This window comes from Hyphococcus aureus, assembly GCF_042643165.1.
GTDB lineage: Bacteria > Pseudomonadota > Alphaproteobacteria > Caulobacterales > Parvularculaceae > Hyphococcus > Hyphococcus aureus.
In genome coordinates, this window is the sequence record NZ_JBHRSH010000001.1 from 2,441,358 (window position 1) to 2,465,059 (window position 23,702).

Below are 23,702 nucleotides of genomic sequence, written 5' to 3' on the forward strand. Positions count from 1 at the left end.
GGAAAGTCAGTCCGCTTACACGCGCCACCCGGGCAGTTTCCGGTCAAAGGAAGACCGGCTTGTTATTAAAAACGCCCTGATCTTGGTTGTAGCCGAAGCCGCGCGCAGTCGCGCATGGCCAGCTATGGGGTCTATATGGACCTAAACGGCGCAAATGCAAGCGAAATCACGTTGCAGCGCAAAATTCGTCCGTGGGCGAAAAATCTTAACCTTTGAGAACAGCCTCAGCGCTCGCGCTCAAACTCAGGCAAACCGCGTTTTCTGGGCTTTTTCGCGGGCTTTTTCTCTTTCAGCGCGTCGGCGGCCTTGTCTTCGGCTTCCTTGGCGAGGCGCAATTCGCGCAGGCGCTCGGTCTTTTTCAGGGTGTCGCGTTTTTCTTTATCGTGCTCCGCGCGCGCAGCCTTGGCGTCAATCTGACGATAGGCGCGGTTCGCGGCGGTGGTTTTGGGGGTGGACAAGACGCTGGTCCTTTCGGGTCAAGCCCGGGAACAGCACCATGCGGCCGAGGCGCGACTACATATAGGGCGCAATGGTCCTAAATGCATCAGCCGCTGTGGAAATAGTCGTAAATCTTCTGGGCCAGCGCCGCGGAGACGCCTTCAACGGCCGCCAGATCGGCGGGTTTGGCGCGGGCGATTTCTTTTGCCGAGCCGAAATGGTTGAGGAGCGCGCGTTTGCGCTTCGCGCCGATGCCCGAAACGCCGTCAAGCGGGTTCGCGGCGATGGCTTTCTTGCGTTTCGCACGATGCGCGCCAATGGCGAAACGATGCGCCTCGTCGCGCAGGCGCTGTAACACGAACAATCCCGGATCGCGCGGGGGCAGGGTGAAGGGCTCGCGCCCCGGCGTCACCACCTGCTCGCCTGTGGCGCCCATGGTGCGGTCGATGCGTTTTTCGCCAGCGTCATTTTCACGGCGGCCCTTGGCGACGCCGATAATCGTCACGCCTTCCGCCTCCGGATCGACGCCGATTTCGCTCAAGGCGTCGAGCACCACGGAAAGCTGGCCCTTGCCGCCATCGATAATGACGAGATCTGGACGCTCTGCGTTTTCGTCTTTCATCAGCCGCGCGAACCGCCGCGTGATAACCTCGCGCATCATGCCGAAATCATCGCCCGGCGCGAGGCTGTCGGTCTTGATGTTGAATTTGCGATACTGGTTTTTGACGAAGCCTTCGGGCCCGGCGACGATCATGGCGCCGACGGCGTTCGATCCCTGAATGTGGGAGTTGTCATAAACTTCGATCCGTTCTGGCGGCGCTTCGAGGCCCAGAATATCGGCGAGCTGGCGCAGGCTCTTTTGCTGGCTGGCGCTCTCCGCCATGCGCCGGGACAGGGCCTCGCGCGCATTCATTTGCGCGGCTTTGACGAGATCGCGCTTTTCGCCGCGCTGGGGTTCGTGAATGGCGACCTTGCGGCCCGCCTTGATCGTCAGCGCCTCGGCGAGGAGATCGGCTTGCGGCGGCTTGACGGACACATAGATTTCACGCGGCGGCTCGCGCGAGTCGTAAAACTGGGCGATGAAGGCGTCGAGGATCGCCGCCGGTTCGTCTTCCTTGTCGTGTTTGGGGAAATAGGCGTGATTGCCCCAGTTCTGACCGGCGCGGAAGAAGAACACCTGCACACAGGATTGTCCGCCCTCGGAATGAATGGCGAAAACATCGGCCTCCGACACGCCGCCGGGATTGATGTCCTGCGCGCCCTGGATATAGGAAAGCGCGCGGATGCGGTCGCGCAGTTTCGCAGCGCTTTCAAAATCGAGATCGGCGGAGGCCTGCTCCATTTGTCTGGACAAGGTGCGCTGGATTTGCGCGCTCTCGCCCGACAGAAAAGTTTTCGCCTCATCGACCAGCTCTTTATATTCCTCGGCGTTGACCAGCCCGACGCAAGGCGCCGCGCAGCGCTTGATCTGATGCAACAGGCAGGGCCGTGTGCGGCCATCATAAACGCTGTCGGTGCAGGAGCGCAGGAGAAACGCCTTTTGCAGTGTGTTGAGCGTGCGGTTGACGGCGCCGGCCGACGCAAAGGGGCCGTAATAGGTTCCGGGGCGTTTCTGCGCGCCGCGATGTTTCAGGATCTGCGGCGCTTCATGATCTTCGGCGACGAGAATAAACGGAAAGGATTTGTCATCGCGCAGGATAACATTGTAGCGCGGCTTTAGCTGTTTGATGAGATTAGCTTCGAGGAGCAGCGCCTCGGTTTCGGTGCCCGTGACCACGAACTCCATCGACCGGGTTTCGGAAATCATCCGCAGGATGCGGTTCGAGTGGCCGCGCCCCTGCGCATAGGACGAAACCCGGCTTTTCAGATTTTTCGCCTTGCCCACATAGAGAACGTCGGCCTTCGCGCCATACATCCGGTAGACGCCGGGTTTGGCCGGCAAGCGCGTCACATGGTCGGCGATCAGCGCAGCGCCGCAAAGCGCGTCTTTTTCCGTCGTTTCTGCTGTGGTTTCAGGGCTCATGAGAAATGGTTAACCGGGCATTCACAAAGGGGCGGTAAATCTATCACCGGAGCTAATCACGCGCGGGTAAAAGGTCAAATGCCGCCGGAACTGAAAACAAAATCTGACATCTCGATCGTGCTGTTTGTCTTTACGGCGATGGCGGTGCTGGGCGTCGCCTGTGGAGGTTTTGTTGTCCGTGATTACGCCCGGTCGCGGGCGAGCGTCACCTGGCCCGCCGCAGATGCGATCGTGCTCAGCCAGCTTGAAGGCGAGGGCGCGCAGCTGCGCTATGTCTATTCTTTCGATGGCCGCAGCCATGAGGCGTCGCGCACGCGCACCTTTCTGGGCTGGTTCATGATGACGGAGCAGGCGCAACACCGCCCTGGCGAATCCATCGTGGTTTTTGTGGACCCGGAAGATCACGCCTTTTCGGTGCTCTATCCGGGCGGATCGAGCGCGGCCTTTGTCGTCCTGTCGCTGCTTTCAGGCGCGGCGGTTTTCTTTGGGGTCGGCGGCGTCGTCTGGGCGTTGTCGCGCACCCGCGAAGTGACCATGGGCGAGGCCAGTCACGCTTTTTAGGCTTATCTTTTGGTGCGGCTGATTTCGACGCCGGCCGCGTCCGCTTCGGTGATGGCGTTCGGTTTGACGATGCGCACCATCGCGGAAATCACCATCGGGTGCGACAGCACCAGATCGGCGATGCGCTCAGCGAGAGTTTCCACCAGCTTGATGTGACCCTCGGCGATGATCGCTTTAATGCCCCGGGTCATCTCGTCATAACAGACAATGTCTTCGAGTTCGTCGCTCACGGGATTGGCGGGTTCAATCACGTCGGCTTCGAAGTCGATGCGTATCGGCTGGGTGACGCCCTGTTCGCTTTCATAGGCGCCGATATAGGCGTCGAGCGTCAGGCCGCGCACAAAGATGCGCCGTTGCGGCGCGGTAGCGCTGCGCGGCAGCGGCGTGACGTCAGGCGGCGTTTCTGAGGACGGCGTTTTGGGCTTGCTCATGGGTCTATTCCTGCACCAGGACATCGGCGGTGCGCCAGGTGAGATGTTGCCCCCCATCGACGGCGATCATCTGTCCCGTGACCGAACGCGCTGACAACAGATAAAGAAGCGCCCCGCATATATCCTCAGGGTCCGCCCCGTGGCCGAGGATCGTAGACTGGTTCTGGCGCTGCCAGTCCTGGTCGGACTGGCGCGGGTTCTTCAGGGTCGGGCCGGGCCCGATGGCGTTGACGCGGACGCCTTTGGGGCCGAGCGCCTGAGCCATGGTCTGGGTGAGGGCGAAGAGCGCTGCTTTCGACGCCGTATAGGAAAGGAATTGCGGCGTCAGTTTCAACACGCGCTGGTCGATGATGTTGACGATGAGGCTGTCGGTCGGCGCCTGCGCCGCGAAATCCTGGGCGAGTTTCACCGGCGCGCGCAAATTGACCTCCATATGAAGATCCCAGCTGTCGCGCGTCATGGACGCCATGTCGTCATGCTCAAAAGCGGAGGCCGAGTTCACCAGCACAGTAAGAGGGCCGAGCGCATGGCGCGCAGCGTCGACCAGCGCTGCGGTTTCGGTTTCTTTTGAGAGATCGGCTTTGACGGCGGCGGCGCGGCGGCCTTTCGCCTCGATCATGGAAACGACCGCATCGGCGTCGGCGGATGAGCTGTTGTAATGGACGGCGACATCATAGCCGGCGTCTGCAAGCGCTAGGGCCATCGCGCGGCCCAGCCTTTTGCCGGCGCCGGTAATCAGAGCCGCGCCCGGTGCGCCCGCGCTCATTGTCTAAAACGCTCCGGCGTTTTCGGCGAGCATCAGGATGAAGCCGATATATGCGCCGGTGAAGATGAGACCTGCGACGCGGCCAATGTCCTTGCGGGTGAGGACGAAGGCTGCAAGCGCAATTGCGGCGACCGCCATCACCGGCAGGTCGAGCGTCAGAGAGGCCGTGTCGAAGGCCGCTGTGCCTGCAAGACCGGCGGCGCCCCCCACGGCGAGGATGTTGAAAATGTTCGAGCCGACAACGCCGCCAATAGCGACGTCCGACTTCTTGTGTAGAGCGGCGGCGAACACAGTCGCCAGCTCCGGCAGAGAGGTGCCGAAGGCGACAAGGGTGAGGCCGATCAACTCCTCGCGCACGCCAAGATTGGTGGCGAGGTCTGCGCCATGCGACACCAGAAGATGTGCGCCGGCCGGCAGACCAATAAGGCCGGCCGCCAGAAACAGCATGGTTTTGAGGCTAACGCCTTTCGTCTCTTTATACTCTTCGACTTCATCGAGCAGCGGATCCTCGGATTTGCCGGTGCTCGCCCGCACCCACATATAGCCGACATACATCAAAATGCCGGCGAACAGCGCGGCGCCGATCCTTCCGTCTATCTCGCCCGGACCATAGGCGGCGGCGAGAAATCCGACGGTTGCGATCAACATAATGACCGCATGACGGCGCAGGCCCAGAACATGCGTTGTCACCGGATAGATCATCGCCGGCACGCCCAGCACCAGAAAGACATTGGCGATGTTCGACCCGATGATATTGCCGAGCGCTATGCCGTCATTGCCGCTCAACACCGCCTGCACCGTGACGACAAGCTCCGGCGCCGACGTGCCGAAAGCGACGATGGTGAGGCTGATCAGCAGCGCCGGAATTTTCAGCGCCGCCGCGAGACCGACTGCGCCGCGCACAAGCAGGTCGCCTGCGACAAGCAGAATGGCGAGGCCGAGAATGATGAATGCGATCTGGGGTGCGATCTCTGGGATCATGAAACGCCTATGTTGCGCAGGGCGGCGGAGCATTGGCCCGGCCGCAAGCCCCCATATGGGAAGCCTTTATTCGCTTTCCAGAGCGGCTGTGGGCGGGGCTGAAAGAGGCCGGTTCGCGGAGAACGGGCCTTGAGGGCGGGCCGCCTAGTCGACGCTGCCTTTTTCCAAAAGATTGAGGATCGCGAAAAAGATCACAAAAGCGAGGATCGTGGTGACAGCCATCCAACCTGGATTCATGGAAATACCCCTTTTTAAGCGTTGCCTGACCGCCCTTATAGGGCCGCTCGTCAACACCGTCACCCCCCGGCGGACGCTCATCGCGAGCCGGGATTGAGGGGTGACCGAGGGGCGGTCCAAGGGCTCCAAGGGATGACGCAGGGGGCATGCGCAAAGAGGCGCGCCCCGCAAACTCCTTCAAATTTTCAACAAAACCCGCCGGGACCTGTTAGCCCTTTTTCATGGCTTGCGGCCTATGCTCCGGCTTACGTTGCATCAGGCGGGTTCTATGAAACTGGAAGTACTAGAGGCAGCGGGGAGAAAGACGACATCGAGAATCACCGAACGCCGGCTCACCGAGCGGATTCGGAACAAATGGGCTCGTCTGTCGGATGACAAGTTGCCGTCGCTCCAGGAGATCGAGGCGCTCAATTTTGGTCCCGATTGGCCGTTCTGCTTCGCGGTGGATATGAGGCTATCGGATATTTTCCCATATTTTCTGTTCATGGGAGATGCGATCGCACGTTATTCCACCGCCTATCCCATGGGCGATCCGCGGCGCGAGAAAACATTGCTCGACACCGCCATGGCCAAGATGGATGAGGCCGCGCTCGCGCGCGCGCCGGTGGAGTTTAACGACATCAAACAGCTCGATGACGGGCGGCGCGTCGCCTTCCGCTCGATCCTGCTGCCCCTGTCGGAGAACGGCCAGGACGTCACCCATATTTTCGGCGCTGCAAAAGGGCGCAACGTTTAGCCAAACATTTCCCGGGTGAATGACTGCATGGTTACTCATGCCGGGGAATTTGATCTAAATACGCCAGTTTCTGAAAATCGTCAGCTTACGAACCTGTTCTATAGTTCATCGCGATAACGGGAACTTTACGGGGCGATGATGCTGAGCGATGTGGCGGACCTTTTCGGCGACGTGGTTGTGGCGCCGGCGGCTGACCGGAGATTGACCCGGCGCCTCGTCGATGTCTGGGCGCGATCGGCGAGGGGGCAGTTTCCAAGTTGGGAGGCGATGCAGGAATCCGATCTCGGTGATGACTGGGACTGGATTTTCGCCGTCGACCTGGAAAAGAGCATCGGTTTTCCGTTTTTCATTTACCTTGGCGATTGTCTCGCAAAACTCTCCGACGTGCATCTGAGCGGCGAGGATGACTGGACCCTGACGCTTCTCGACAAGGCGACCGCAGATGTCTACGCGGCGGTGGCGTCAGAGGCGCCCCATTACCGGGACGACACGCTGACCTTGTGCGACGGCCGCCGGCTTTTGCTGCGCTCCGTCACCGCGCCGCTGGCCGCCGATGGCGGCGCCATCACCCATGTCATCGGCGCGGCGAGCGGCCGTCTGGCCGTCGATGTGGAGCCGGGGCTTAGGCTGGTCGAATAGCGCCGCCTTCAATTTGCGCTGATATTTTCAGCTCTTGACGCACTGCAACATGACCGCCAACAATTCTTTCTTCAGATGTGGGAAGGGGTGCGGCTATGTGGCGGTTCTGGCGACGGCGGGGCGAACGCGATGAAAATCGTGATAAGCTGTCAGGGCGTTCTCAAGAAGACACTCAACAGGATTTAGGGCCTCCGGCGACAAGGCCGGGCCTGAAACCAACAGATACGGCGACAGGAGCATTTATGTCCAGCGAAGGCTTGCATGCACCGCGGGAGCGGCTGAGCAAACAAACGATTCACATGCACCAGGCGATCTCCTCCCTGATGGAGGAGCTTGAGGCTGTGGACTGGTATCAGCAGCGCGCTGACGACTGCGACGACGCATCGCTGAAGGGAATCCTCTTGCACAATATGAAAGAGGAAATCGAACACGCCGCCATGGCGCTTGAATGGCTGCGGCGCAATTCACCGGACTTTGACAAGGAGTTGCGGACCTACCTGTTCAAGGAAGGTCCCATCACCAAGCTCGAAGCGGAAGCGATGGGACGCGACAGCTAGCGGGCCGACGCCAGTTGCGCGCCGTCATCGGGCAGGTCGAGGCCGAAATGGCTTTGCGCCGCGCTGCAAATGGCGAAGTCCGTACAGGACTTGTCAGCATTTGCGCTTAACGCAGTTGCGACGCGCTGGGGGATGTCGATCCCGTAATTCTGCCTGATCGCATCCCAGCTTTCGCAAGAGGCGGGACGCGGCAGCGCCTTGTTGCCGCGAATATTTGTCTTCACGCAAACATGGTGGAGACCGACCCAGTCGCCATGACGGGCGGCGAGCTTTCGATAGTCGGCGACCATGTTTTTGGGCCTGACAGTGAAATATTCTTCTTCGCTCTTTTCCGTCGTCACGGGGATGTTGAGCGCGCTCATATTATCGCGCTTGCCAAAATGGGTCTCTATATCGAGCGCGTCGAGCCATGCGGTCAGCTCTTGCGGATAGAGTTCGGCGAGCGGGCTGTATTCGGGCTCTTTCCTGAAGCCATAGTTCTGGTAGCCCGCCATTTGAATGATTTCCCTCGCCTGGACGTCCCGCGCTGCGAAGTCTTCCTTCAGCTTTTCGCTCAGGAGGACGCCGCCGATCCAGCATCCGATCACGCCGGCGATCGCCAGGACTTTCATGAAGCCCTTAGCCTTGAAGGCGAAATAAAAGAACGCCAGGCACAGGAGCGCGCATAAACCCGCATAAGCGACCTGACCGTCATTCATGAGCAGGATTGAGGGATAGACAAACGGCCCGAAGATCAGGACCGGCAGGATTACATATTTGGTCAGGCCCAGCGTGGCGTCCTGATAGTTGTCATAGGTGACGACAAACATGGCGTTTTTCCCCTGCATGCGGCGATGCGACCGCGTAAATCAGAGGTTGAACCTATCGGCGGGGCGCAAATGTTTTGCTAAGCCTTTGTTTCAAATTTTATTCCCGCTCCGGAAGGGACGCGCATTCCGGCGGACAGGGCTGATGAACGCGGTCTTCCCCGGAGCGCGGCAATCGCCTAAACAGCCGGGGCGGCAACGGGGTGAGTGGGAACCGAATGTTCGGGTTTGAAGCAGGCGACATGGCGACGATGAGCTGGTGGGTGCTGTTTGGCGCTCTTTTTTTGACGCCATTTCTTCAGGAAGACTTTGGCGTCATCCTCGCCGCGACGGCGTCGCTGGCTGGAACCGCGCCGACGGTTTTGCTGATTGCGGCGATCCTCACGGGGCTGGTCGCTTCGGACGCCTGGAAATACTGGATGGGCCGGCTCGCGCGCCGTTATCAATGGGCGCATAAATTTGCGGAGAAGCCGGGGGTCTCCGTCGCCGGCGATCTGATCCGCAAGGAGTTTCTGCAGACCATGCTGACGGCGCGCTTCGTGCCCGGCACGCGCATTCCAACCTATATCGCGGCCGGATTTTTTAAGGCTTATTATCCGAAATATGTGCTGACGCTGGTGTTCACCGCATCGCTTTATATTGGCGTAGTGTTTTCCCTGTTTCACACGGTCGGGGCGGTGGCGGGCGAAGAGGCGATTGTCTGGATGCCGCTGGTGACGATCACGCTTTTGGCGGCCTATATATTGTTCCGCTGGATCAATCATCGCCGCAAAAAGGAAGGCGTGATGACGCCGCTCACCAAGGAGCGCGATCACCCGATGCCGGGGATGCCCGGCTTTGAAGGAACGCCCCTTGAAGAAGAGGAAGAGGAGTAACCCTTTGGAAGGCTGGTCCCCATGAGGATATTGATTTCCATCGGACTGTTTCTCGCGAGCCTTGGGCTGCTCGCTTATTCCTATCTCGGGGCCTTTGCGCAGATCGGCGTTGAGCTTGAAGCCGCGCAAACGCCGCTTTCGGCGTTTTCCATGATGCTGACGGTGATCGAGCGGATCGCCAGCGGAGACATTCCGCAATTAAGCGGTTTTCTCTATGCCGGGCTTTTACTTTTTGTGATCGCCGTCGTGAATTTGATTGGCGGCAGAAAGCGTGTTGATGACGACAGACATTCTCTTTGAACAGACAGGCGACTGGGGCGTTGTCACGCTCAACCGCGAAAAGGCGCTGAACGCGCTCAACTGGGACATGGTCAAGGCCATGCGCGCGCAACTGATCGAATGGGCGGGCGCAAGGTCTCCGGTGAAAGCGGTGATGGTGCGCGGCGAGGGCGAGCGCGCCTTTTGCGCCGGCGGCGACATTCGCTGGCTGCATGACACGGCGAAAGAAGATCCAGCCCAAGCTTGCGAATTTTTCCGCGAGGAATATCGCAATAACTCGCTGATCTATCATTACCCGAAACCCTATGTGGCGCTGATTGACGGCATCGTCATGGGCGGCGGCGTCGGCATATCGGTGCATGGGGATTTTCGCGTGGCGGGCGACGCGACCTTGTTCGCCATGCCTGAGACAGGGATTGGCCTGTTTCCCGATGTGGGGGGCGGGCATTTCATGCCGCGCCTGCATGACGGTCTCGGCTTGTACTACGCGTTAACGGGCGCCCGCGCCAAAGCCGCTGACTGCATGGCGGCGGGCATCGCCACCCATTACGCGCCCGGCGACAAATATGATGAGCTTGCATCAGCGTTATTGAAAACGCCGCTGAGCCACTCCGCACACGCCGATATTGAAACGGTGCTCGATATCTATGCGGGCGATCCCGGTCATGCGCCGGTGAACGACAGTCGCGAAGAGATTGCACGGCTGTTTCAAGGCCATGAAACGCTCGACGCGCTAATGGAAGCTTTGAAAGCTGACGGCGGCGCGTTCGCGAAACAAACGCTAGAGACGTTGGAGAAAATGTCACCGACATCCATGCGGCTGACCTTTGAACAGATGCGCCACGGCCACGAACTCGATTTCGACGAGGTCATGAAAATGGAATTCCGCATGGTGCGCCGGGTGATGGAAGGTCATGACTTTTTCGAAGGCGTGCGCGCGCAAATTCTCGATAAGGACCGCAACCCGAAATGGGCGCCCGCGTCACTCGCTGAGGTGAAAGACGCCGACATAGCACATTACTTCGAACCGCTGGGCGACGCAGAACTGTTGCTACCGTGAGCGATGCAGAGAAAGAGATTTATATCAAGGAAGAGTCGTTCGGAGTTATTGAATGTCGCTTTTTCGATTTCAAGATTGAATCGGAGTTTGAAGATGCGCGGATCATCGCTTCTCCTTTGAAGCTTGTCGCAGTCAGTTCCGAAGGTGCGGAAAATACTGTTCGCAATATTCTTCAAGGCACACGCGAAGCAATCAGAGATCTTTCGAGTTACATGGAAATCATTTTCACAGATGTCTATGCGCTAAACACAAGTGAAGAAGGTTGGGAAGATTGGCAGTGGGGCGCTTCAGAACGTCCAACGCTTGATACTGAATTTTTTTCCGGCGCAATTTATCCGATATTGAAAATTGAAAACTCTGCATGGAGAGATAGAATTTTCCCGGAATGGAATCGCGATTGGATGGATCAAACCATGCACTGGCGCCTGTTTAGCCTCACAAACTCTGTAGATGTGCTTGCTCGCTCAGCCAAGGGTGAGTGGCGGAAAGGAAACTAAGCTATGGCTTACTGGCTCCTAAAAACAGAACCCGAAGACTGGTCCTGGGATCAACAAATCGCCAGGGGCAAGAAAGGCGAAATCTGGACCGGCGTCCGCAACGCGCAGGCGCGCAATTTTATGCGGGACATGAAAAAAGGCGATCTCGCTTTTTTCTATCACACGGGCGGCGAGAAACAGGTTGTCGGCGTTGTGAAGGTAACGAAGGAGGCCTATCAGGACCCGACCACCGATGACGAACGCTGGCTCGTGGTCGATGTCGTTGCAGTGGAGCCGGTTGCAGAGCCGGTGACGCTTGCGGATATCAAGGCCGAACCGAAACTCGCCGAGATGAAGCTCGTAAAAAATGCGCGCCTTTCCGTTCAGCCGGTGACGGAAAAGGAATGGAAGCTGGTGCGCAAAATGGCCGGGCTGAAATAAGGAAACAAGATTATGACGACTGTTCTCATCACCGGCGCCAATCGCGGCATTGGCCTTGAATTTGTCAAACAATATGCGGGCGAAGGCGCGCGGGTGCACGCCTGCTGCCGCAATCCGGACAAGGCGGACGCCCTGAAAGCCATTAGCGGAGACATCGTTCTGCACAAGCTCGATGTTTCGGACTTCGCTGCGGTGAAAGCGCTTGGCCAAAAGATTGACGAGCCGCTCGATATCGTCGTCGCTAATGCCGGCGCCGGCGGCAAGGATACCGGTGACTTTGGCGGTTATGACTTTGAGGCTTTTTCAAATCTTCTGAAGGTGAATACGCTCGGCCCCGTGGCGACGCTGGAGGCGTTTGGCCCGCAACTGAAAAAAGCAAAAGGAAAGTTCGCGGCGATCTCCTCGCAGCTTGGATCAATTGAAAACGCCAGCGGTTTTGCGCCGGCCTATTCCACCTCGAAAGCGGGGCTCGATATGGCGATCAAATCGCTCGCGCCGCTCTTTACGCAAGCAGGCGTCGCCGTTGGCCTGTTCCATCCCGGCTGGGTGAAAACCGATATGGGCGGCGCGGAGGCGCCGGTCACGCCGGAGGAGAGCGTCGCGGGGCTGCGCAAACAGATCGCGGCCATGACGCCGGGCGAGCCGCGGCTTGTCGCCTATAATGGCGATGTCCTGCCCTGGTAGGTAGTCAGCCTTTTTGGGGAAGGTGGTGCGGCGTTAGACCTTGCTCAGCGCGCAACTACCGGCGGAATTTCGTGGGGGTCCGGCCCAGTGCGGCCGGGCGTTACGTCTTTAACGAAGGCGAGGCCCGCCTCAATATCGTTCTGCCAGGCGACGCGAGCCTTTTTGATGACGCCGGTCTGCTCGAAGCGCAGCATGACGATTGCCGGCAGAGGCTGCATCCCTTCGAGATGCACATAGGCGCCGCCCTGGCTCACATTACGGATCACGCAGCGGACCTGGTCGGATTTTGAGAGATAGATCTTGCCGGGGCGAAAGACGGCGTCGCGTTTGTCGCGATCCGGGGGGCCGCGTTTTTTTGGCGGCGGAATGCGGCCATCCGTAATGGTTGGCGCCGCGCTTTTAATCGCCGCCAGCCGTTCCGTGAGCCGATTGTCCTTTTTACGCATCGATCATCCACTTGCGCCTAGGCTCTCCCGAACCTGCGCGAGGTCATTATAGCGACTTAGAGAGTAGGTAGAGTTAACACCCGGTTGATAGTCGATTCGCGGATGGGGCGGCAGGCGCCGCCTTTTATGGGCCCGCGGCCTAGCTTTTTCGACCTTTCGACCCCATTTTGCGGTCTATGCCGCCCGATCATGACCAGGAATTTAACTCCGCGCCGACCCCCTTCGGCCAGTCCATCGCCCGGATGTTCAAGGTCCTTCTGAGGCCTGAGCTGGTGAAATGGCGCTTCCGAATCGCGCTCGCCTTTTTCCTGACTGTCATCTCAAAGGGCTTCGCGGTTATCGCCCCGGTGTTCATGGGCAATGGCGTCAACCGCCTGATCGACGGCGAGACGGCTTCGGCGGGGTTGTCCTTTGCAGTGTTCTTCATCCTGTTCGCCGCCGCGCGTTTCGCCGCAAACGGGCTCCCTTATGTGCGTGACGGATTTTTCTCGCCTGTGACCCAGGACGCCCAGCGGCTCCTCGCGGTCGACGCCTTCCGCCACGCACAGCATCTCGACATGCAGTTTCACCTTACCCGGCGTTCCGGCGCGCTGAACCGCATCATCGAACGCGGCGCCGGGGCGATGGATTATCTCTTCCGCTTCCTCGCCTTCAATATCGGCCCGACGATTGTGGAGCTTGTCTTTGCGGCGGTGGTGCTTGCGGTCTTTTATGGCGTTCAGTTTTCCCTCGCCGCGGTCATTGTGATCGTTTTGTATTCCGGATTTACGATCACCGTGACGGAGTGGCGCAACAAACAGCGCCGCGCCATGAATGAAGCGGACACGCGCCTGCGCGGCATCGCGCTCGACACGCTGGCGAATTTCGAAACGGTAAAGGCCTTCGCATCGGAAGACCGGGAGGCCGGGCGCTATGACGAAGCCCAGCAGGACTATAACAGCCATATGGTGAAGGTGCAGCAGTCTCTTTCGGTTCTGAACGCCGGACAGGAACTGATCATGACCGGCGGCCTGCTGGCGGCGGTGCTGCTCGCCGGGCATGGGGTGATCAGCGGAGAGATGAAAGCAGGCGATGTGACCGCCGTGATGCTGATGCTGCTCAATATCTATCGCCCGCTCAATATTCTGGGCTGGGCCTGGCGTGAAATCAAACAGGGCTCGGTCGACATCGAAAAACTTTTCGCCCTCATGGATCGTAAATCCGAAGTGGCGGATGCGCCTGACGCAAGGCAATTCATATCCGGCGAAGGCGATGTCCGTTTTGATCATGTCGCTTTCGCCCATGAAGGGCGCGCCAGCGGATTGAAGGATGTTTCGTTCACCGTGCCGGGCGGCGCCTTTGTGGGGGTCGTCGGCCCATCGGGCGCGGGCAAGTCCACAGTCCTGAAACTTCTGTTCCGGTTTTACGACCCGGCGTCCGGCCGCATTCTCGTGGATGGTCAGGATATTCGCGCCGTGTCCCAGCAATCCTTGCGCGCCGCGCTGGGTCTCGTGCCGCAGGAGGTGGTGTTGTTCAATGACACGCTGCGCTTCAATCTCGCTTATGCGCGTCTTGACGCCAGCGACGAGGAAATCATGGCGGCGGCGGACCGGGCGCAGCTTCGCGGCTTCATCGAAAGCCTGCCGGCGGGACTCGACACCAAGGTCGGCGAACGCGGTCTCAAGCTTTCAGGCGGTGAAAAACAGCGTGTAGGCGTCGCTCGCGCCATTCTTCTCGATCCGGCGATCCTGATCCTCGATGAAGCGACGTCTTCGCTCGACTCAACCACAGAGCAGGAAGTGCAGGCGGCGCTGAAGGAAGCCGCCCGAGGGCGCACGACAATCGCCGTGGCGCACCGGCTGTCGACGATTGCGGGCGCAGACATGATCCTCGTTTTCAACGATGGCGAGATTGTCGAGCAGGGCCGCCATCAGGATCTGATCGCCAAAGACGGCCTTTATGCGTCCTTGTGGCGGCGCCAGAGCCAGACCAGTGACGGCGCAGAAGACGCCATCCTGCAGATGGCGGACGTCTAGGACATTTTCCGTAATAGCGGGGCTGATGACTGACCCGGCGTTCAATTGAACCGCTCTAGGCGCGGGCGCTTTTCACATCGCGGCCGCTGGTCCATCGGGTGATCACTTCCAGCAACGCATCCTGCTTCACCGGTTTGGGCAAATAGTCGTCCATGCCGGCGTCAAGACAACGCTGACGGTCTTCGCGCAGCGCATGGGCCGTCACGCCGATGATTGGCGTGTGGACGCCGGTCTCCTCCTGAAGCTTGCGAATATGGCTTGTGGCCTGTGCGCCATCCATTTCCGGCATGGACATGTCCATCAGCACAATGTCCGGCGTATTCTCGCGATATTCTTCAAGAGCGAGCTTGCCATTGGAGGCGATGGCGACGTCGCAACAAAGTTTTTGCAACATCGCCTTGATCACCATCTGATTGACGATGTTGTCTTCAGCGACGAGGACGTGGAGCGGCGACCCGTCACTGGTGAAAGGACAGGCCTTTGCGCTTGTCCCCTCAGCAAGGGTTTCGGTCTTGGTGCGAAGCTGCGCCACTGCGCCGTCATTGAGCGCCGTCAGGATCGCGTCAAGCAGCATGGAGGCGCGGGCGGGCTTTACGAGATAGGCGGAGAAGAGATCGCCGGCGAGCCCGGAAGGATCGCCCTTGCGCCCCGCCGAGGTCAACAAGACCAGAGGCGTTGAGGCAAGCGCCTGGTCGCTCTTGATGATGCGGGCGAGTTCGATGCCGTCAGCGCCGGGCATTTGAAAGTCGAGAATGCCGATGGAGTAGGCTTCGTCTTTTGCATTTGCGGCGCGGATAGCGACCAGCGCGTCTTCTGCGCTTTCAACAGCGTCGGCGGCGAGCCCCCAGGAAGCGAGCTGCTCTTTCAGAATAGTGCGGTTGACCGGGTTGTCATCGACAATGATGGCGCGCCGCCCGGCGAAGGTGGCGTCTGTCGCGATCACTTTCATCGGCGCATTTTCGTCAATCGCCAGCGGAAGTCGAATGTGGAAGGTGGAGCCTTTGCCGACTTCGCTTTCCACGGAAATCTCGCCGCCCATGGCTTCGATCATTTTCTGACTGATCGCGAGACCAAGGCCGGCGCCATTGTGCTTGCGCGCCGAGGAGCCGTCGACCTGCTCGAACTCGTCGAAAATAGCGTTCAGCTTGTGTTCGGGAATGCCGCAACCCGTATCGGTGACGTCAATCGTCACGTCCGCGATCTCACCGCGGCGCACGCCGCCGATCTCGACCAGAATGTGGCCCTTCTCGGTGAATTTGACTGCGTTGCCGACGAGATTTGTGATTACCTGACGCAAACGCCCCGGATCGCCGATGAAGCCGCAATCGACCTCCGGCTGGTAGCGCACCATAAGTTCAAGGTGTTTTTCCTCGACAGGCAGAGACAACAACGCGGCGACATCTTCGACGCATTCGCGCAGTTTGAACTCTTCCTTGACGAGACGTAACTTGCCGGCTTCGAGCCTTGAGAAATCGAGAATATCGTTGATGATCTTGAGCAGCGCATCGCCGGAACTGACAATCACGCGCGCCATGTCGGACTGGTTCTCGTCTAACTTTGTATCAAGAAGCAGTGAAGCCATGCCGATCACGCCGTTCATGGGCGTGCGGATTTCATGGCTCATATTGGCGAGAAACTCAGACTTGGCCCGGTTCGCGGCTTCTGCCTCATCTTTTGAGGCGAGGAGTTGTGCGGAAAGGGCGCGCAATTCATCTTCGCGAATTTGTTGTTCGGTGATGTCGCGATAGGTGATGACGAGACCGCCGTGAGGGCGCCGACGGGTGCTTTCCTCAATGACGATCCCGTCTTTCTGGCGCCGCACCACTCGGAAATCTTTACCGGCGTTAAGCGAAGAATCACAATCGTCGAAATATTCTTCGACACTAGTATACTCGTACATGCCGTGATTGATGCCGATCTGTAAAAGCGGGCGAATATCATTTCCGGGAGCCCAGGCGCTTTTTGGCATGCCGGAAATGCGCCACGCTTTTTCGTTAAGCTCGACAATCTTGTAGTTGTCGTCAATCACCACAACGCCTTGCGCCATGGATTCGAGCACCTCGCCCATCAACTGGGACTTTTCTTCAATATCCTGTGTCCGTTGATGGACGATGTCCTCAAGATTTGCGTTGGCCTCTTCAAGCTTCTTCAGCGCGTCGGCTGCTGCGATTTTCGCGGCCATGCTTTCGGAAATGTCGTGCGCGACACCGCGATAGCCTTTGAAGTCACCATCGGGACCGAACACCGGCTTGGCGCTGCGTTCAATCCATAAAGAACGCCCGCTCTTTTCAAAGTCTACGCAAGAGATGAAATTCTGGATCGGTTTTCGTTGCCGAATGGTTTCGCTCAGTTCCCGCCAGGCTTCGTCGCTGACCTTGTTGCCTTCCATCGTCATCTTTGTGCCGATGATCCAGTCATGGTCGACGCCGGTGACTTCTTTCGCTCGCTCCGAAATATGGGTGTAACGCAAATCCGCGTCGATCTCCCACACCCAGTCGCCGGCGCTCTCGGCGAAATCGCGATATCGCGCCTCGCTCTCGCGCAGGCGTTCTTCGGCTTCCGCCTGCTCGGTGATATCTTTTGACCAGCCGATATAGCCTGTGAACTCACCGTTATTGTCGAACTGGGGCATGGCGAATTCGGCGATGCACATGACGTCGCCGTCAGTCTTGATGACGTTATGGCGCAGACCTTCTATGGGAACATGTTTGTTGAAGAGCCGGATGAATTCTTCCTCGGCCTTGATCGACCGGCCTTTATCGAGCTGGGAAATATTCAGGCTGTATTGGCCAAGCCGGTGGCTGCTCGGGATGCCGGTGATTTTTTCAAAATTGGGCGAGATATAGACTTGCTCGCCCTTAGCATTGAACTCCCACGCCCAGTCGGATGTATTTTCGATAAAGTTCCGGAAGCGCATGGCTGCGCGTTCAGCATGTTGTTCAACCGTCTGCTTGCTGATGGAAATTTCGGCGAGCACCTCGCCAAAATGAGTATTGTGAAAATGCGCCACAACAGCGCCGATCATCATGATGAGCGCAAGAATGATGAGGTCCATATCGCCTGTGGCGAACATGACGGGTGTGAACGGAAGAATGCATGTGAACAGGGGAATGCTTGACGCCCGAGGCAGGGCCGTCAGCCCCATGGCGCTTGCAACGCCGCAATAAAGGCACCACAGACCGAGCATGATCAGGCCCTGTTTGTCGGCGAATTGCGAAAGATAAATGGCGATCGCTACGCAAGACAGGCCAAGACCGAGTGCAATAATGGGCGTCGCGCCAAGCTGGCGGCGCTTCGCCTCAGGCAGCATGGCGTTGACGTCGAGACGAAGCCAGACAGGGATCCGCGCCGCCAGAAAAGCGAAATAACCGCCGACAAAAATCAGGATCAGCGCGCGATCATGTTCAAAAAAGCGAAAGCCGATCAGCGCCGATGTCAGGCCAATGCCAATAAGCACACGCGGCATCTGTTGCTTCAGTTCGCGCACTTGCCGGTCTATCACCACGTCTGGCGTCGTATCGCCCGGCGCGCCGAGAAAAGTCGCAATCTTTTTTATAATTTTCTGCATCAGGCTACGGTTCCGGATGGTTTGCCCGGCAGCTTCTGAAATCTTGGTTAATTCGCCGTATAGTCAGCGCGGGCAGGCTTGTAATATCTAGGTGAAAGTGAATTTTTTGGCCTGGCGGTGTCTGGGCGGAAAAGAAGAGTTAACAATTTCCTATCAGGATCGCCGGGCTGAACCTGGGGGGCAGGGCCGAATGAGCATCACACCGCCGTCTGAGCGCGAGGAGTTTCAAGGCTTCGCCGCGTTTTACGAGAGCGACATCGCGCCTTATCTGCGCGGCAAGGAGGATGCGCGCCAGAATGCGGTGATGCAGGCGGGATTGATCGCAATTGCGGCGGCCGTCATCGCGTTTGCCGGCTTCCGGTTTCTTCCCTTTGGGGAGGGGAATATCCAGGTCGGCGGGATTTTGGGCGTGTTGGGCGCAGGGGCGGCCATGTGGCGAGTTAATAAGACGCGCGGCGACATCACCGGCGGATTGCTGCAACGGGTCTGCGAACGGCTCGGTTGCGCCTATCGGCGCGACATCGAACGGCCTTCATATTTTCATGACTATGAGCGGCTGAAGCTGATCGCAAATTTCAACCGCGAAAGCTGGGAGGACGAAGTGCGCGGCGAACGCCACGGCGCCGAATTCGTCATGTGCGAAGCGCATTTGAAATACAAATCCGGCGGCAAGAATTCCTCGACGCGCACGGTCTTTCATGGCCAGCTTCTGGTGATCGACTATCACAAGAAATTTCTGGGCGAGACGGTGGTGCGCCGAGACGCTGGGCTGTTGAACCGCCTCGGCAAGCCCGGCAAGGAATTTCAGAATATTGGCATCGTCTCGCCTAAATTCGAAAAGATTTTCGAGGCGTGGTCCACTGATCAGGTGGAGGCGCGCGAACTGCTCGATCCTCTGGTGCTCGAGCGGTTCGAGGAGCTTGACCGCCTGTTTGACGGAGCGAAATTGCGCGCGGCGTTTACGGGCGGGAAGCTATGTCTTGCGCTCGAAACCGGCGACAAACTCAATATGGGATCGATGTTTGCGCCGCTGGAAGGGCCGGCGCGCGTGGAGCGCATTCTTCACGAATTCGATCTGATTTTTGATTTGATCGATGTTTTGTTCAAACGCGTTGAAGGCAGGCTTGACGGCGCCTTTCGAGTGGACGCCGTTCGCGGCGCTTAGGACGACAGTTGCAAACGTTCGCGCGCGCGGGTGCGGGCGTCGGCTTGATTGAATTCCGTTTGCTCGACGACGATGGCGCGGTCTTGGGCTCTGGCGTCGGTGACAAGGCGCCGGAATTTCACGGGATCGGCCATACTGTGAGTTCGGATTTGTCCGTCGCCCGTTCCGGAAACTTCAACAACACCGAAACCGAAAATCCGGCCCCAGAACCCCTGGTGAAGTTCGATCTGTTCGATGGTGGAAACCCCGAGCTCCAGGGTCTCGCGTGTGAACAGGCCTTTTTTGTAAACCACCCGGCGCGTCGTCAGCGCGGCTTCGGTCGTGGCGAAATGCACCAGCATCATCGCCCAGATGATGACGCCCACGCCGACAATCCCGAGAACCAGAAGCGCGCCCCAGGCGACCAGATGATAGGGCCACGGAAACCGGGCGATCATCAGGATCTCTTCGTCTGCGCCGAGGCTGGATTTCACATAGGACATCGGGTTGGCCTGCTGATGCTTGCATCAGGGGAACACCGGCAAGACCGAAAGGTTGCGTATACGAGACCCGTTTGTCGAAACCGGCTGGGCCCGGGCGTCTCTTTTTTGGCGGCGCACGGCGCCGCGACGCCAAAAGGAGGCATTCATGGTCAAATTATCCGGTTTTCTCGCGGCTCTGGTGACGGCGGCCTTTGCGCCCGCTCTCGCTGCTGAAGATCCCGTCTGGCCCAAGGACGAAGAAATCGCCATCGCCCGCAGCGCCGGCCCCGCGTCGGTTTCAACGGACGCAAGCGTCTGGGTGCTGGGCGAGGCGGGCTATGAAATCGCAGTTGAAGGAACGAATGGGTTCAACTGTCTCGTCATGCGCCGCTGGGGCGCTGCTTTTAATGCGCAACGTGATCTGTTTGAAACGCCGGGCAGCGTTGTCGCGCCGATTTGTTATGATCCGAAGGCGTCAGGCGCGCCCATGAAAGAGCAATTTCTGCGCGCCGAACTTGGCGTTGAAGGCAAGTCTCATGATCAGGTGAGAGATGCGGTGATGGGCGCCTTTGATAAGGGTGAGATTGCGCCGGTCGACGGCGTTGCGTTCGCCTATATGTATTCCGCCGCGCAACGTCTTGGGGAGGGGATCGGCGCCTGGCATCCTCATGTGATGGTCTATGCGCCGGGTTATACAAACGAGATGCTCGGCGGCGCCTCTATCGCCCGCGGCGATCCCATTGTCGCGGAAGCCCCGGGCTCAGCGCGCACCATCATTGCTATCCCCGTGGATGGTCGTGATGGTCATATCGCGCCGAAGCTTGATTAAAAAAACAGCGCCATGTTGGCGCTGTTTTCGTCTGGCTTATGCAGCCGGTCCTTGCGGGCCCTCGCCATATTGGTTGGGGCCTTGCGACGGCTGTACGGCGAAATAAATGACGGCGATCCAGCCAACGAGAGGGATCAGGCCGATCAACAGCCACCAGCCGGACTTGCCAATATCGTGGAAGCGGCGAACGCCGACGGCGATATTCGGCACCAGCAAGGCGAGTGTCAAAAGGTTGAGCACCAATTCACCCATGCCCAACATGCCGCCGACAAAGGCCGCAACGATAGCCGCGAGGAAATAGGCGAGCACCCACCACCAATATTCCGGGCGTCCGGAGCGCCCTTCGAACTTGGCGTAATTTGCAAGAACAGTCTTAACGGCCTGCTGGATATCCATGCCGGTCTCCCTCCATATGCTTGGACCTGATTCTAACGTGGTTCGCGCTCCGTGCAAGGAGCGTTCAGCGCACCAGCGTGAGGCGCTCCGCAGCCCTTGTAACGCCCGTATAGAGCCAGCGCGCGCCATGTTCGCGGAACATATAGCTTTCGTCGAACAGGACGACATTGTCCCACTGACTGCCCTGGGCCTTATGAACAGTCAGGGCGTAGCCATAATCGAATTCGTCAGCGCCTTTGCGCTGAGGCCAGGGCACCGCTTCCGGGCCGTCGGTGAAAAAGGCGCGCGGGACCGAGACATTGACCGCCTTGCCGCCTTCCTCAGGATTGACCGAAAACCGCACACGCCCGCCGCGCGGGCTCATGCGCTGTTTCACCGTCCACAGGCCGCCATTGAGGAGGCCCTTTTTCTTGTTGTTCCGCAGGCAGACGAGTTTTTCGCCGGCTTCCGGCGACGCGTCCGTGTGTCCGTGCAATTCACGCAGCCGGTCATTATAGCGCTTTCGGGTCTTGTTGGCGCCGACAAGAATCTGGTCGGCTTCCATGATTTCCTCGGTCTGGACATCGCGCCTCGAAATGATGCGGCATTCATCCGACTGTTCATCGAACTCGCCGCCTTCGCGGATCGCCATGGACAGGCGAATGATCGGATTGTCCGCCGCCTGACGGTGAATTTCCGTCAACATGAAATCAGGCTCGCCTTCGGTGAAAAAGCCGCCGCCCTTGACGGGCGGCAGCTGCGCCGGATCGCCGAGCACCAGCACCGGCTTTTTGAAGGAGAGAAGATCGGCGCCAAGGTCTTCATCCACCATGGAGCATTCGTCGATGATGATGAGGTCCGCGTCAGCGGCGGGCGCGTCATAACGGATGGTGAAGGAGGGCTCTCCCTCTTCCTCCACGCTGGACGGCCGATAGATTAGCGAGTGGATGGTCGTCGCGCCGACGCAACCCTTCTGGCGCATCACATGCGCCGCCTTGCCGGTGAACGCCGCGAAGGCGACATCGCCGCCGGCGTTCTCCGCGATGTGACGCGCCATGGTGGTCTTGCCAGCGCCGGCATAGCCGAACAGCCGGAACACCTGGCTGTCGCGGTTTTTCAACCAGCGATCCACAGCGAGAAGGGCGTTATCCTGTTCGGGAGACCAGTTCATTACTTATATTGGACCTTTTGGCCTGGGATGCCGGTAAATATATCTTCGGATTTCTTGCCGAGATTGTTTTCTACCGTCACTACAAAATGCGGCCGCTGAACAAGGTTGCTACCAAATCTTACTTTCAATGTTTTTAGGTCGTGCACTGAGGCGCCATGCTTTTTACAAAGCTCAGGCAAAGCATTTGCGTAAAGCTTTGCTGCGCGCGACAAACTGCGCGAGGCTCGGCCTGATAAAATTCTTCCTGTCAGAAAGTCAATTGTGATGTGACCATCTTTTGATCGTCCCGCTTCTTTGAAAACATCGATCTCATAATAGCCAATCATTAAGCCGATACCGCTCGCAAATGAGTCAGCAATATTATGCCCAATCGACTTGAGTTCTCCAAACTTCGTCAAGGCTACGCTAACTCCACCCAGACCGGCACATGGTCCGAAGGCTTTACCTCACCATTCGAAGACGGATTGCGCTCCTTGCGGTCGACGCCAGCATCCTTGAAGCGGTCAGCGGCTTGTGGCGAGAGCAGGAGATGATCAATGCGGATGCCGTTATCCTTCTCCCACGCGCCGCGCTGATAATCCCAGAAGGTGTAACAAACGCCTGACGGATTGGCCTGACGGATTGAATCGGTCAGGCCGAGATTGAGAAGCTCGCGAAACGCCGCGCGCGTTTCTGGCAGGAACAGCGCGTCATCGGCCCACGCTTTCGGATCGTGGACATCTTCCACCTGCGGTATGATATTGTAATCGCCGGCAAGCACAAAGGCTTCTTCGTTTTCCAGAAGTTTCACGGCGTGCTTTTTCAGCCGTTTCATCCATTTCATTTTGTAATCATATTTCGGGCCCGGCGCCGGATTGCCGTTCGGCAGGTAAAGTCCGCCGAGCCGAACGGGCTCTGCATTATCGGGCATGATCAGGGCTTCGATGTAACGCGCCTGATCGTCATCCTTGTCGCCGGGAAGGCCGCGCGTCACATCGTCAACAGGGTGTTTCGAGAGGAGCGCGACGCCGTTATAAGTCTTCTGCCCATGCACTTCGACATTGTAGCCGCGATCCTCAAACTCAAGCGCGGGAAATTTTTCGTCGATGCATTTGATTTCCTGCAACACGACAGCGTCGGGTTTGGCCTTGTCAAACCAGTCGAGAATACGGGGCAGGCGGGCGTTGATGGAATTGACGTTAAAGCTTGCGATTTTCATGTCTGGCTTTGTTCTTCGGCTTTTTGTTTTACGCGCGTGAGGGCGGATTTCAGATAGCCGGGCCAGAACAGTTTTACAATGAACCAGAGGACAGGCTCGGCCGCCAGGCTTTGCGGAGTGAAGGCGTAGGTCCAGTCGATCTTGGTGCTGCCTGAGGTTCTTTGCGTGAAATGCCAGTCCGCGCGGGCGGATTTGACCAGCGGCGAGAATGCGCCCGTGAATTCTGTCAGGCGGTAAGCGAAAGTTTGGTTGGGCGTGAAGGCGATCAGTTCTTCGCGCACGCTCGATTTGTCGGAGAGCGAATGACGGCGCGCCTCTCCGACCGCCGACCAGGGCGCGTCATGATCGTCCACATGAACAATGCCGGGCAGCGGCCCGTGGGGGCGAATCAGCTCGCGGGCGTCGATATGGGTCGCCGCCTTAAAGGCGGCTTCCGCCGGCGCGTTCACTGTTTCGCAGACTGAAATCTGGACCGGCATGATGA

Annotated in this window: 27 protein-coding genes; 13 read left to right on the top strand and 14 right to left on the bottom strand. The window is 58.5% G+C overall.

Going from position 1 to position 23,702, the window contains the following annotated elements; all coding sequences use genetic code 11:
- Positions 1-224: 224 nt before the first annotated feature.
- Positions 225-458, bottom strand: a complete 234-nt coding sequence (locus ACFOOP_RS11900; RefSeq protein ID WP_379881173.1) for a hypothetical protein — start codon at positions 456-458, stop codon at positions 225-227.
- Between the two features lie 86 nt (positions 459-544).
- Positions 545-2,461, bottom strand: coding sequence for an excinuclease ABC subunit UvrC (gene uvrC / locus ACFOOP_RS11905; RefSeq protein ID WP_379881174.1), 1,917 nt, complete (start codon positions 2,459-2,461; stop codon positions 545-547).
- A 78-nt stretch (positions 2,462-2,539) separates the two neighbouring features.
- On the opposite strand from uvrC, the gene ACFOOP_RS11910 reads away from it, so the two are divergent.
- Positions 2,540-3,022 carry a DUF3592 domain-containing protein gene (locus tag ACFOOP_RS11910; RefSeq protein WP_379881175.1) on the top strand — a complete coding sequence of 161 codons (483 nt, stop codon included), beginning with the start codon at positions 2,540-2,542 and terminating at the stop codon, positions 3,020-3,022.
- Between the two features lie 2 nt (positions 3,023-3,024).
- Here ACFOOP_RS11910 and folB read toward each other — a convergent pair whose 3' ends face one another.
- From folB to ACFOOP_RS11925, 3 genes are read right to left on the bottom strand one after another with little or no spacing between them, the layout of a single operon-like run.
- Positions 3,025-3,453: a dihydroneopterin aldolase gene (gene folB / locus ACFOOP_RS11915; protein WP_379881176.1), complete on the bottom strand. Its 429-nt coding sequence runs from the start codon at positions 3,451-3,453 to the stop codon at positions 3,025-3,027.
- 4 nt (positions 3,454-3,457) lie between these two features.
- Entirely contained in the window at positions 3,458-4,219 is a 762-nt protein-coding gene (locus tag ACFOOP_RS11920) for an SDR family oxidoreductase (protein WP_379881177.1), read from the bottom strand.
- Positions 4,220-4,222: 3 nt separating this feature from the next.
- Complete coding sequence (locus tag ACFOOP_RS11925) at positions 4,223-5,200, bottom strand: calcium/sodium antiporter (RefSeq protein ID WP_379881178.1); 978 nt, start codon at positions 5,198-5,200, stop codon at positions 4,223-4,225.
- A gap of 505 nt (positions 5,201-5,705) precedes the next feature.
- Between ACFOOP_RS11925 and ACFOOP_RS11930 the strand changes: the two genes are divergently transcribed.
- The 3 genes from ACFOOP_RS11930 (at position 5,706) to ACFOOP_RS11940 (ending at position 7,369) form a co-directional block, all read left to right on the top strand.
- On the top strand, positions 5,706-6,173 hold the full coding sequence (locus ACFOOP_RS11930) for a PAS domain-containing protein (RefSeq protein ID WP_379881179.1): 468 nt from the start codon (positions 5,706-5,708) through the stop codon (positions 6,171-6,173).
- Positions 6,174-6,308: 135 nt separating this feature from the next.
- Positions 6,309-6,812 carry a PAS domain-containing protein gene (locus tag ACFOOP_RS11935; RefSeq protein ID WP_379881180.1) on the top strand — a complete coding sequence of 168 codons (504 nt, stop codon included), beginning with the start codon at positions 6,309-6,311 and terminating at the stop codon, positions 6,810-6,812.
- A gap of 242 nt (positions 6,813-7,054) precedes the next feature.
- On the top strand, positions 7,055-7,369 hold the full coding sequence (locus ACFOOP_RS11940) for an encapsulin-associated ferritin-like protein (RefSeq protein WP_379881181.1): 315 nt from the start codon (positions 7,055-7,057) through the stop codon (positions 7,367-7,369).
- Here the strand turns inward: ACFOOP_RS11940 and ACFOOP_RS11945 are convergent.
- Positions 7,366-8,178 (bottom strand): hypothetical protein, encoded by an 813-nt coding sequence (locus tag ACFOOP_RS11945; RefSeq protein ID WP_379881182.1) that lies wholly within the window; start codon positions 8,176-8,178, stop codon positions 7,366-7,368. The two genes, ACFOOP_RS11940 and ACFOOP_RS11945, sit on opposite strands and share 4 nt — an antisense overlap.
- Before the next feature lie 215 nt (positions 8,179-8,393).
- Here ACFOOP_RS11945 and ACFOOP_RS11950 point away from each other — a divergent pair, with 215 nt between their 5' ends.
- From ACFOOP_RS11950 to ACFOOP_RS11975, 6 genes are read left to right on the top strand one after another with little or no spacing between them, the layout of a single operon-like run.
- Positions 8,394-9,050 (top strand): DedA family protein, encoded by a 657-nt coding sequence (locus ACFOOP_RS11950; RefSeq protein ID WP_379881183.1) that lies wholly within the window; start codon positions 8,394-8,396, stop codon positions 9,048-9,050.
- Between the two features lie 21 nt (positions 9,051-9,071).
- Complete coding sequence (locus ACFOOP_RS11955; RefSeq protein WP_379881184.1) at positions 9,072-9,350, top strand: hypothetical protein; 279 nt, start codon at positions 9,072-9,074, stop codon at positions 9,348-9,350.
- Positions 9,328-10,389: an enoyl-CoA hydratase/isomerase family protein gene (locus ACFOOP_RS11960; RefSeq protein ID WP_379881185.1), complete on the top strand. Its 1,062-nt coding sequence runs from the start codon at positions 9,328-9,330 to the stop codon at positions 10,387-10,389. The genes ACFOOP_RS11955 and ACFOOP_RS11960 overlap by 23 nt, the downstream gene beginning before the upstream one ends.
- Positions 10,386-10,886, top strand: a complete 501-nt coding sequence (locus ACFOOP_RS11965; RefSeq protein ID WP_379881186.1) for a hypothetical protein — start codon at positions 10,386-10,388, stop codon at positions 10,884-10,886. The genes ACFOOP_RS11960 and ACFOOP_RS11965 overlap by 4 nt, the downstream gene beginning before the upstream one ends.
- A 3-nt stretch (positions 10,887-10,889) precedes the next feature.
- Positions 10,890-11,306 carry an EVE domain-containing protein gene (locus ACFOOP_RS11970; protein ID WP_379881187.1) on the top strand — a complete coding sequence of 139 codons (417 nt, stop codon included), beginning with the start codon at positions 10,890-10,892 and terminating at the stop codon, positions 11,304-11,306.
- Between the two features lie 12 nt (positions 11,307-11,318).
- Positions 11,319-11,990 carry an SDR family oxidoreductase gene (locus ACFOOP_RS11975; protein WP_379881188.1) on the top strand — a complete coding sequence of 224 codons (672 nt, stop codon included), beginning with the start codon at positions 11,319-11,321 and terminating at the stop codon, positions 11,988-11,990.
- A 44-nt stretch (positions 11,991-12,034) separates the two neighbouring features.
- On the opposite strand, the gene ACFOOP_RS11980 is transcribed toward ACFOOP_RS11975, so the two are convergent.
- On the bottom strand, positions 12,035-12,436 hold the full coding sequence (locus ACFOOP_RS11980; RefSeq protein WP_379881189.1) for a PilZ domain-containing protein: 402 nt from the start codon (positions 12,434-12,436) through the stop codon (positions 12,035-12,037).
- 176 nt (positions 12,437-12,612) lie between these two features.
- Between ACFOOP_RS11980 and ACFOOP_RS11985 the strand changes: the two genes are divergently transcribed.
- On the top strand, positions 12,613-14,451 hold the full coding sequence (locus ACFOOP_RS11985) for an ABCB family ABC transporter ATP-binding protein/permease (RefSeq protein WP_379881190.1): 1,839 nt from the start codon (positions 12,613-12,615) through the stop codon (positions 14,449-14,451).
- A gap of 55 nt (positions 14,452-14,506) precedes the next feature.
- Here ACFOOP_RS11985 and ACFOOP_RS11990 read toward each other — a convergent pair whose 3' ends face one another.
- Entirely contained in the window at positions 14,507-18,019 is a 3,513-nt protein-coding gene (locus ACFOOP_RS11990; RefSeq protein WP_379881191.1) for a response regulator, read from the bottom strand.
- A gap of 190 nt (positions 18,020-18,209) precedes the next feature.
- Between ACFOOP_RS11990 and ACFOOP_RS11995 the strand changes: the two genes are divergently transcribed.
- The gene (locus ACFOOP_RS11995; protein WP_379881192.1) at positions 18,210-19,184 is read left to right on the top strand and encodes a DUF3137 domain-containing protein; all 975 of its coding nucleotides are present in this window, start codon (positions 18,210-18,212) and stop codon (positions 19,182-19,184) included.
- On the opposite strand, the gene ACFOOP_RS12000 is transcribed toward ACFOOP_RS11995, so the two are convergent.
- The gene (locus ACFOOP_RS12000; RefSeq protein ID WP_379881193.1) at positions 19,181-19,666 is read right to left on the bottom strand and encodes a PH domain-containing protein; all 486 of its coding nucleotides are present in this window, start codon (positions 19,664-19,666) and stop codon (positions 19,181-19,183) included. The genes ACFOOP_RS11995 and ACFOOP_RS12000 overlap by 4 nt on opposite strands.
- 145 nt (positions 19,667-19,811) lie before the next feature.
- Here ACFOOP_RS12000 and ACFOOP_RS12005 point away from each other — a divergent pair, with 145 nt between their 5' ends.
- Complete coding sequence (locus ACFOOP_RS12005) at positions 19,812-20,474, top strand: hypothetical protein (RefSeq protein ID WP_379881194.1); 663 nt, start codon at positions 19,812-19,814, stop codon at positions 20,472-20,474.
- Positions 20,475-20,510: 36 nt separating this feature from the next.
- Here the strand turns inward: ACFOOP_RS12005 and ACFOOP_RS12010 are convergent, their stop codons facing one another.
- From ACFOOP_RS12010 to ACFOOP_RS12030, 5 genes are all read right to left on the bottom strand, one after another.
- The gene (locus ACFOOP_RS12010; protein ID WP_379881195.1) at positions 20,511-20,870 is read right to left on the bottom strand and encodes a DUF805 domain-containing protein; all 360 of its coding nucleotides are present in this window, start codon (positions 20,868-20,870) and stop codon (positions 20,511-20,513) included.
- A 64-nt stretch (positions 20,871-20,934) separates the two neighbouring features.
- Positions 20,935-22,020 carry an ATP-dependent DNA helicase gene (locus tag ACFOOP_RS12015; protein WP_379881196.1) on the bottom strand — a complete coding sequence of 362 codons (1,086 nt, stop codon included), beginning with the start codon at positions 22,018-22,020 and terminating at the stop codon, positions 20,935-20,937.
- The gene (locus tag ACFOOP_RS12020; RefSeq protein WP_379881197.1) at positions 22,020-22,418 is read right to left on the bottom strand and encodes a hypothetical protein; all 399 of its coding nucleotides are present in this window, start codon (positions 22,416-22,418) and stop codon (positions 22,020-22,022) included. The genes ACFOOP_RS12015 and ACFOOP_RS12020 overlap by 1 nt, the downstream gene beginning before the upstream one ends.
- A 2-nt stretch (positions 22,419-22,420) precedes the next feature.
- Positions 22,421-23,218 (bottom strand): exodeoxyribonuclease III, encoded by a 798-nt coding sequence (locus ACFOOP_RS12025; RefSeq protein ID WP_379881198.1) that lies wholly within the window; start codon positions 23,216-23,218, stop codon positions 22,421-22,423.
- Positions 23,215-23,697 (bottom strand): SRPBCC family protein, encoded by a 483-nt coding sequence (locus ACFOOP_RS12030; RefSeq protein WP_379881199.1) that lies wholly within the window; start codon positions 23,695-23,697, stop codon positions 23,215-23,217. The genes ACFOOP_RS12025 and ACFOOP_RS12030 overlap by 4 nt, the downstream gene beginning before the upstream one ends.
- Positions 23,698-23,702 lie beyond the last annotated feature (5 nt).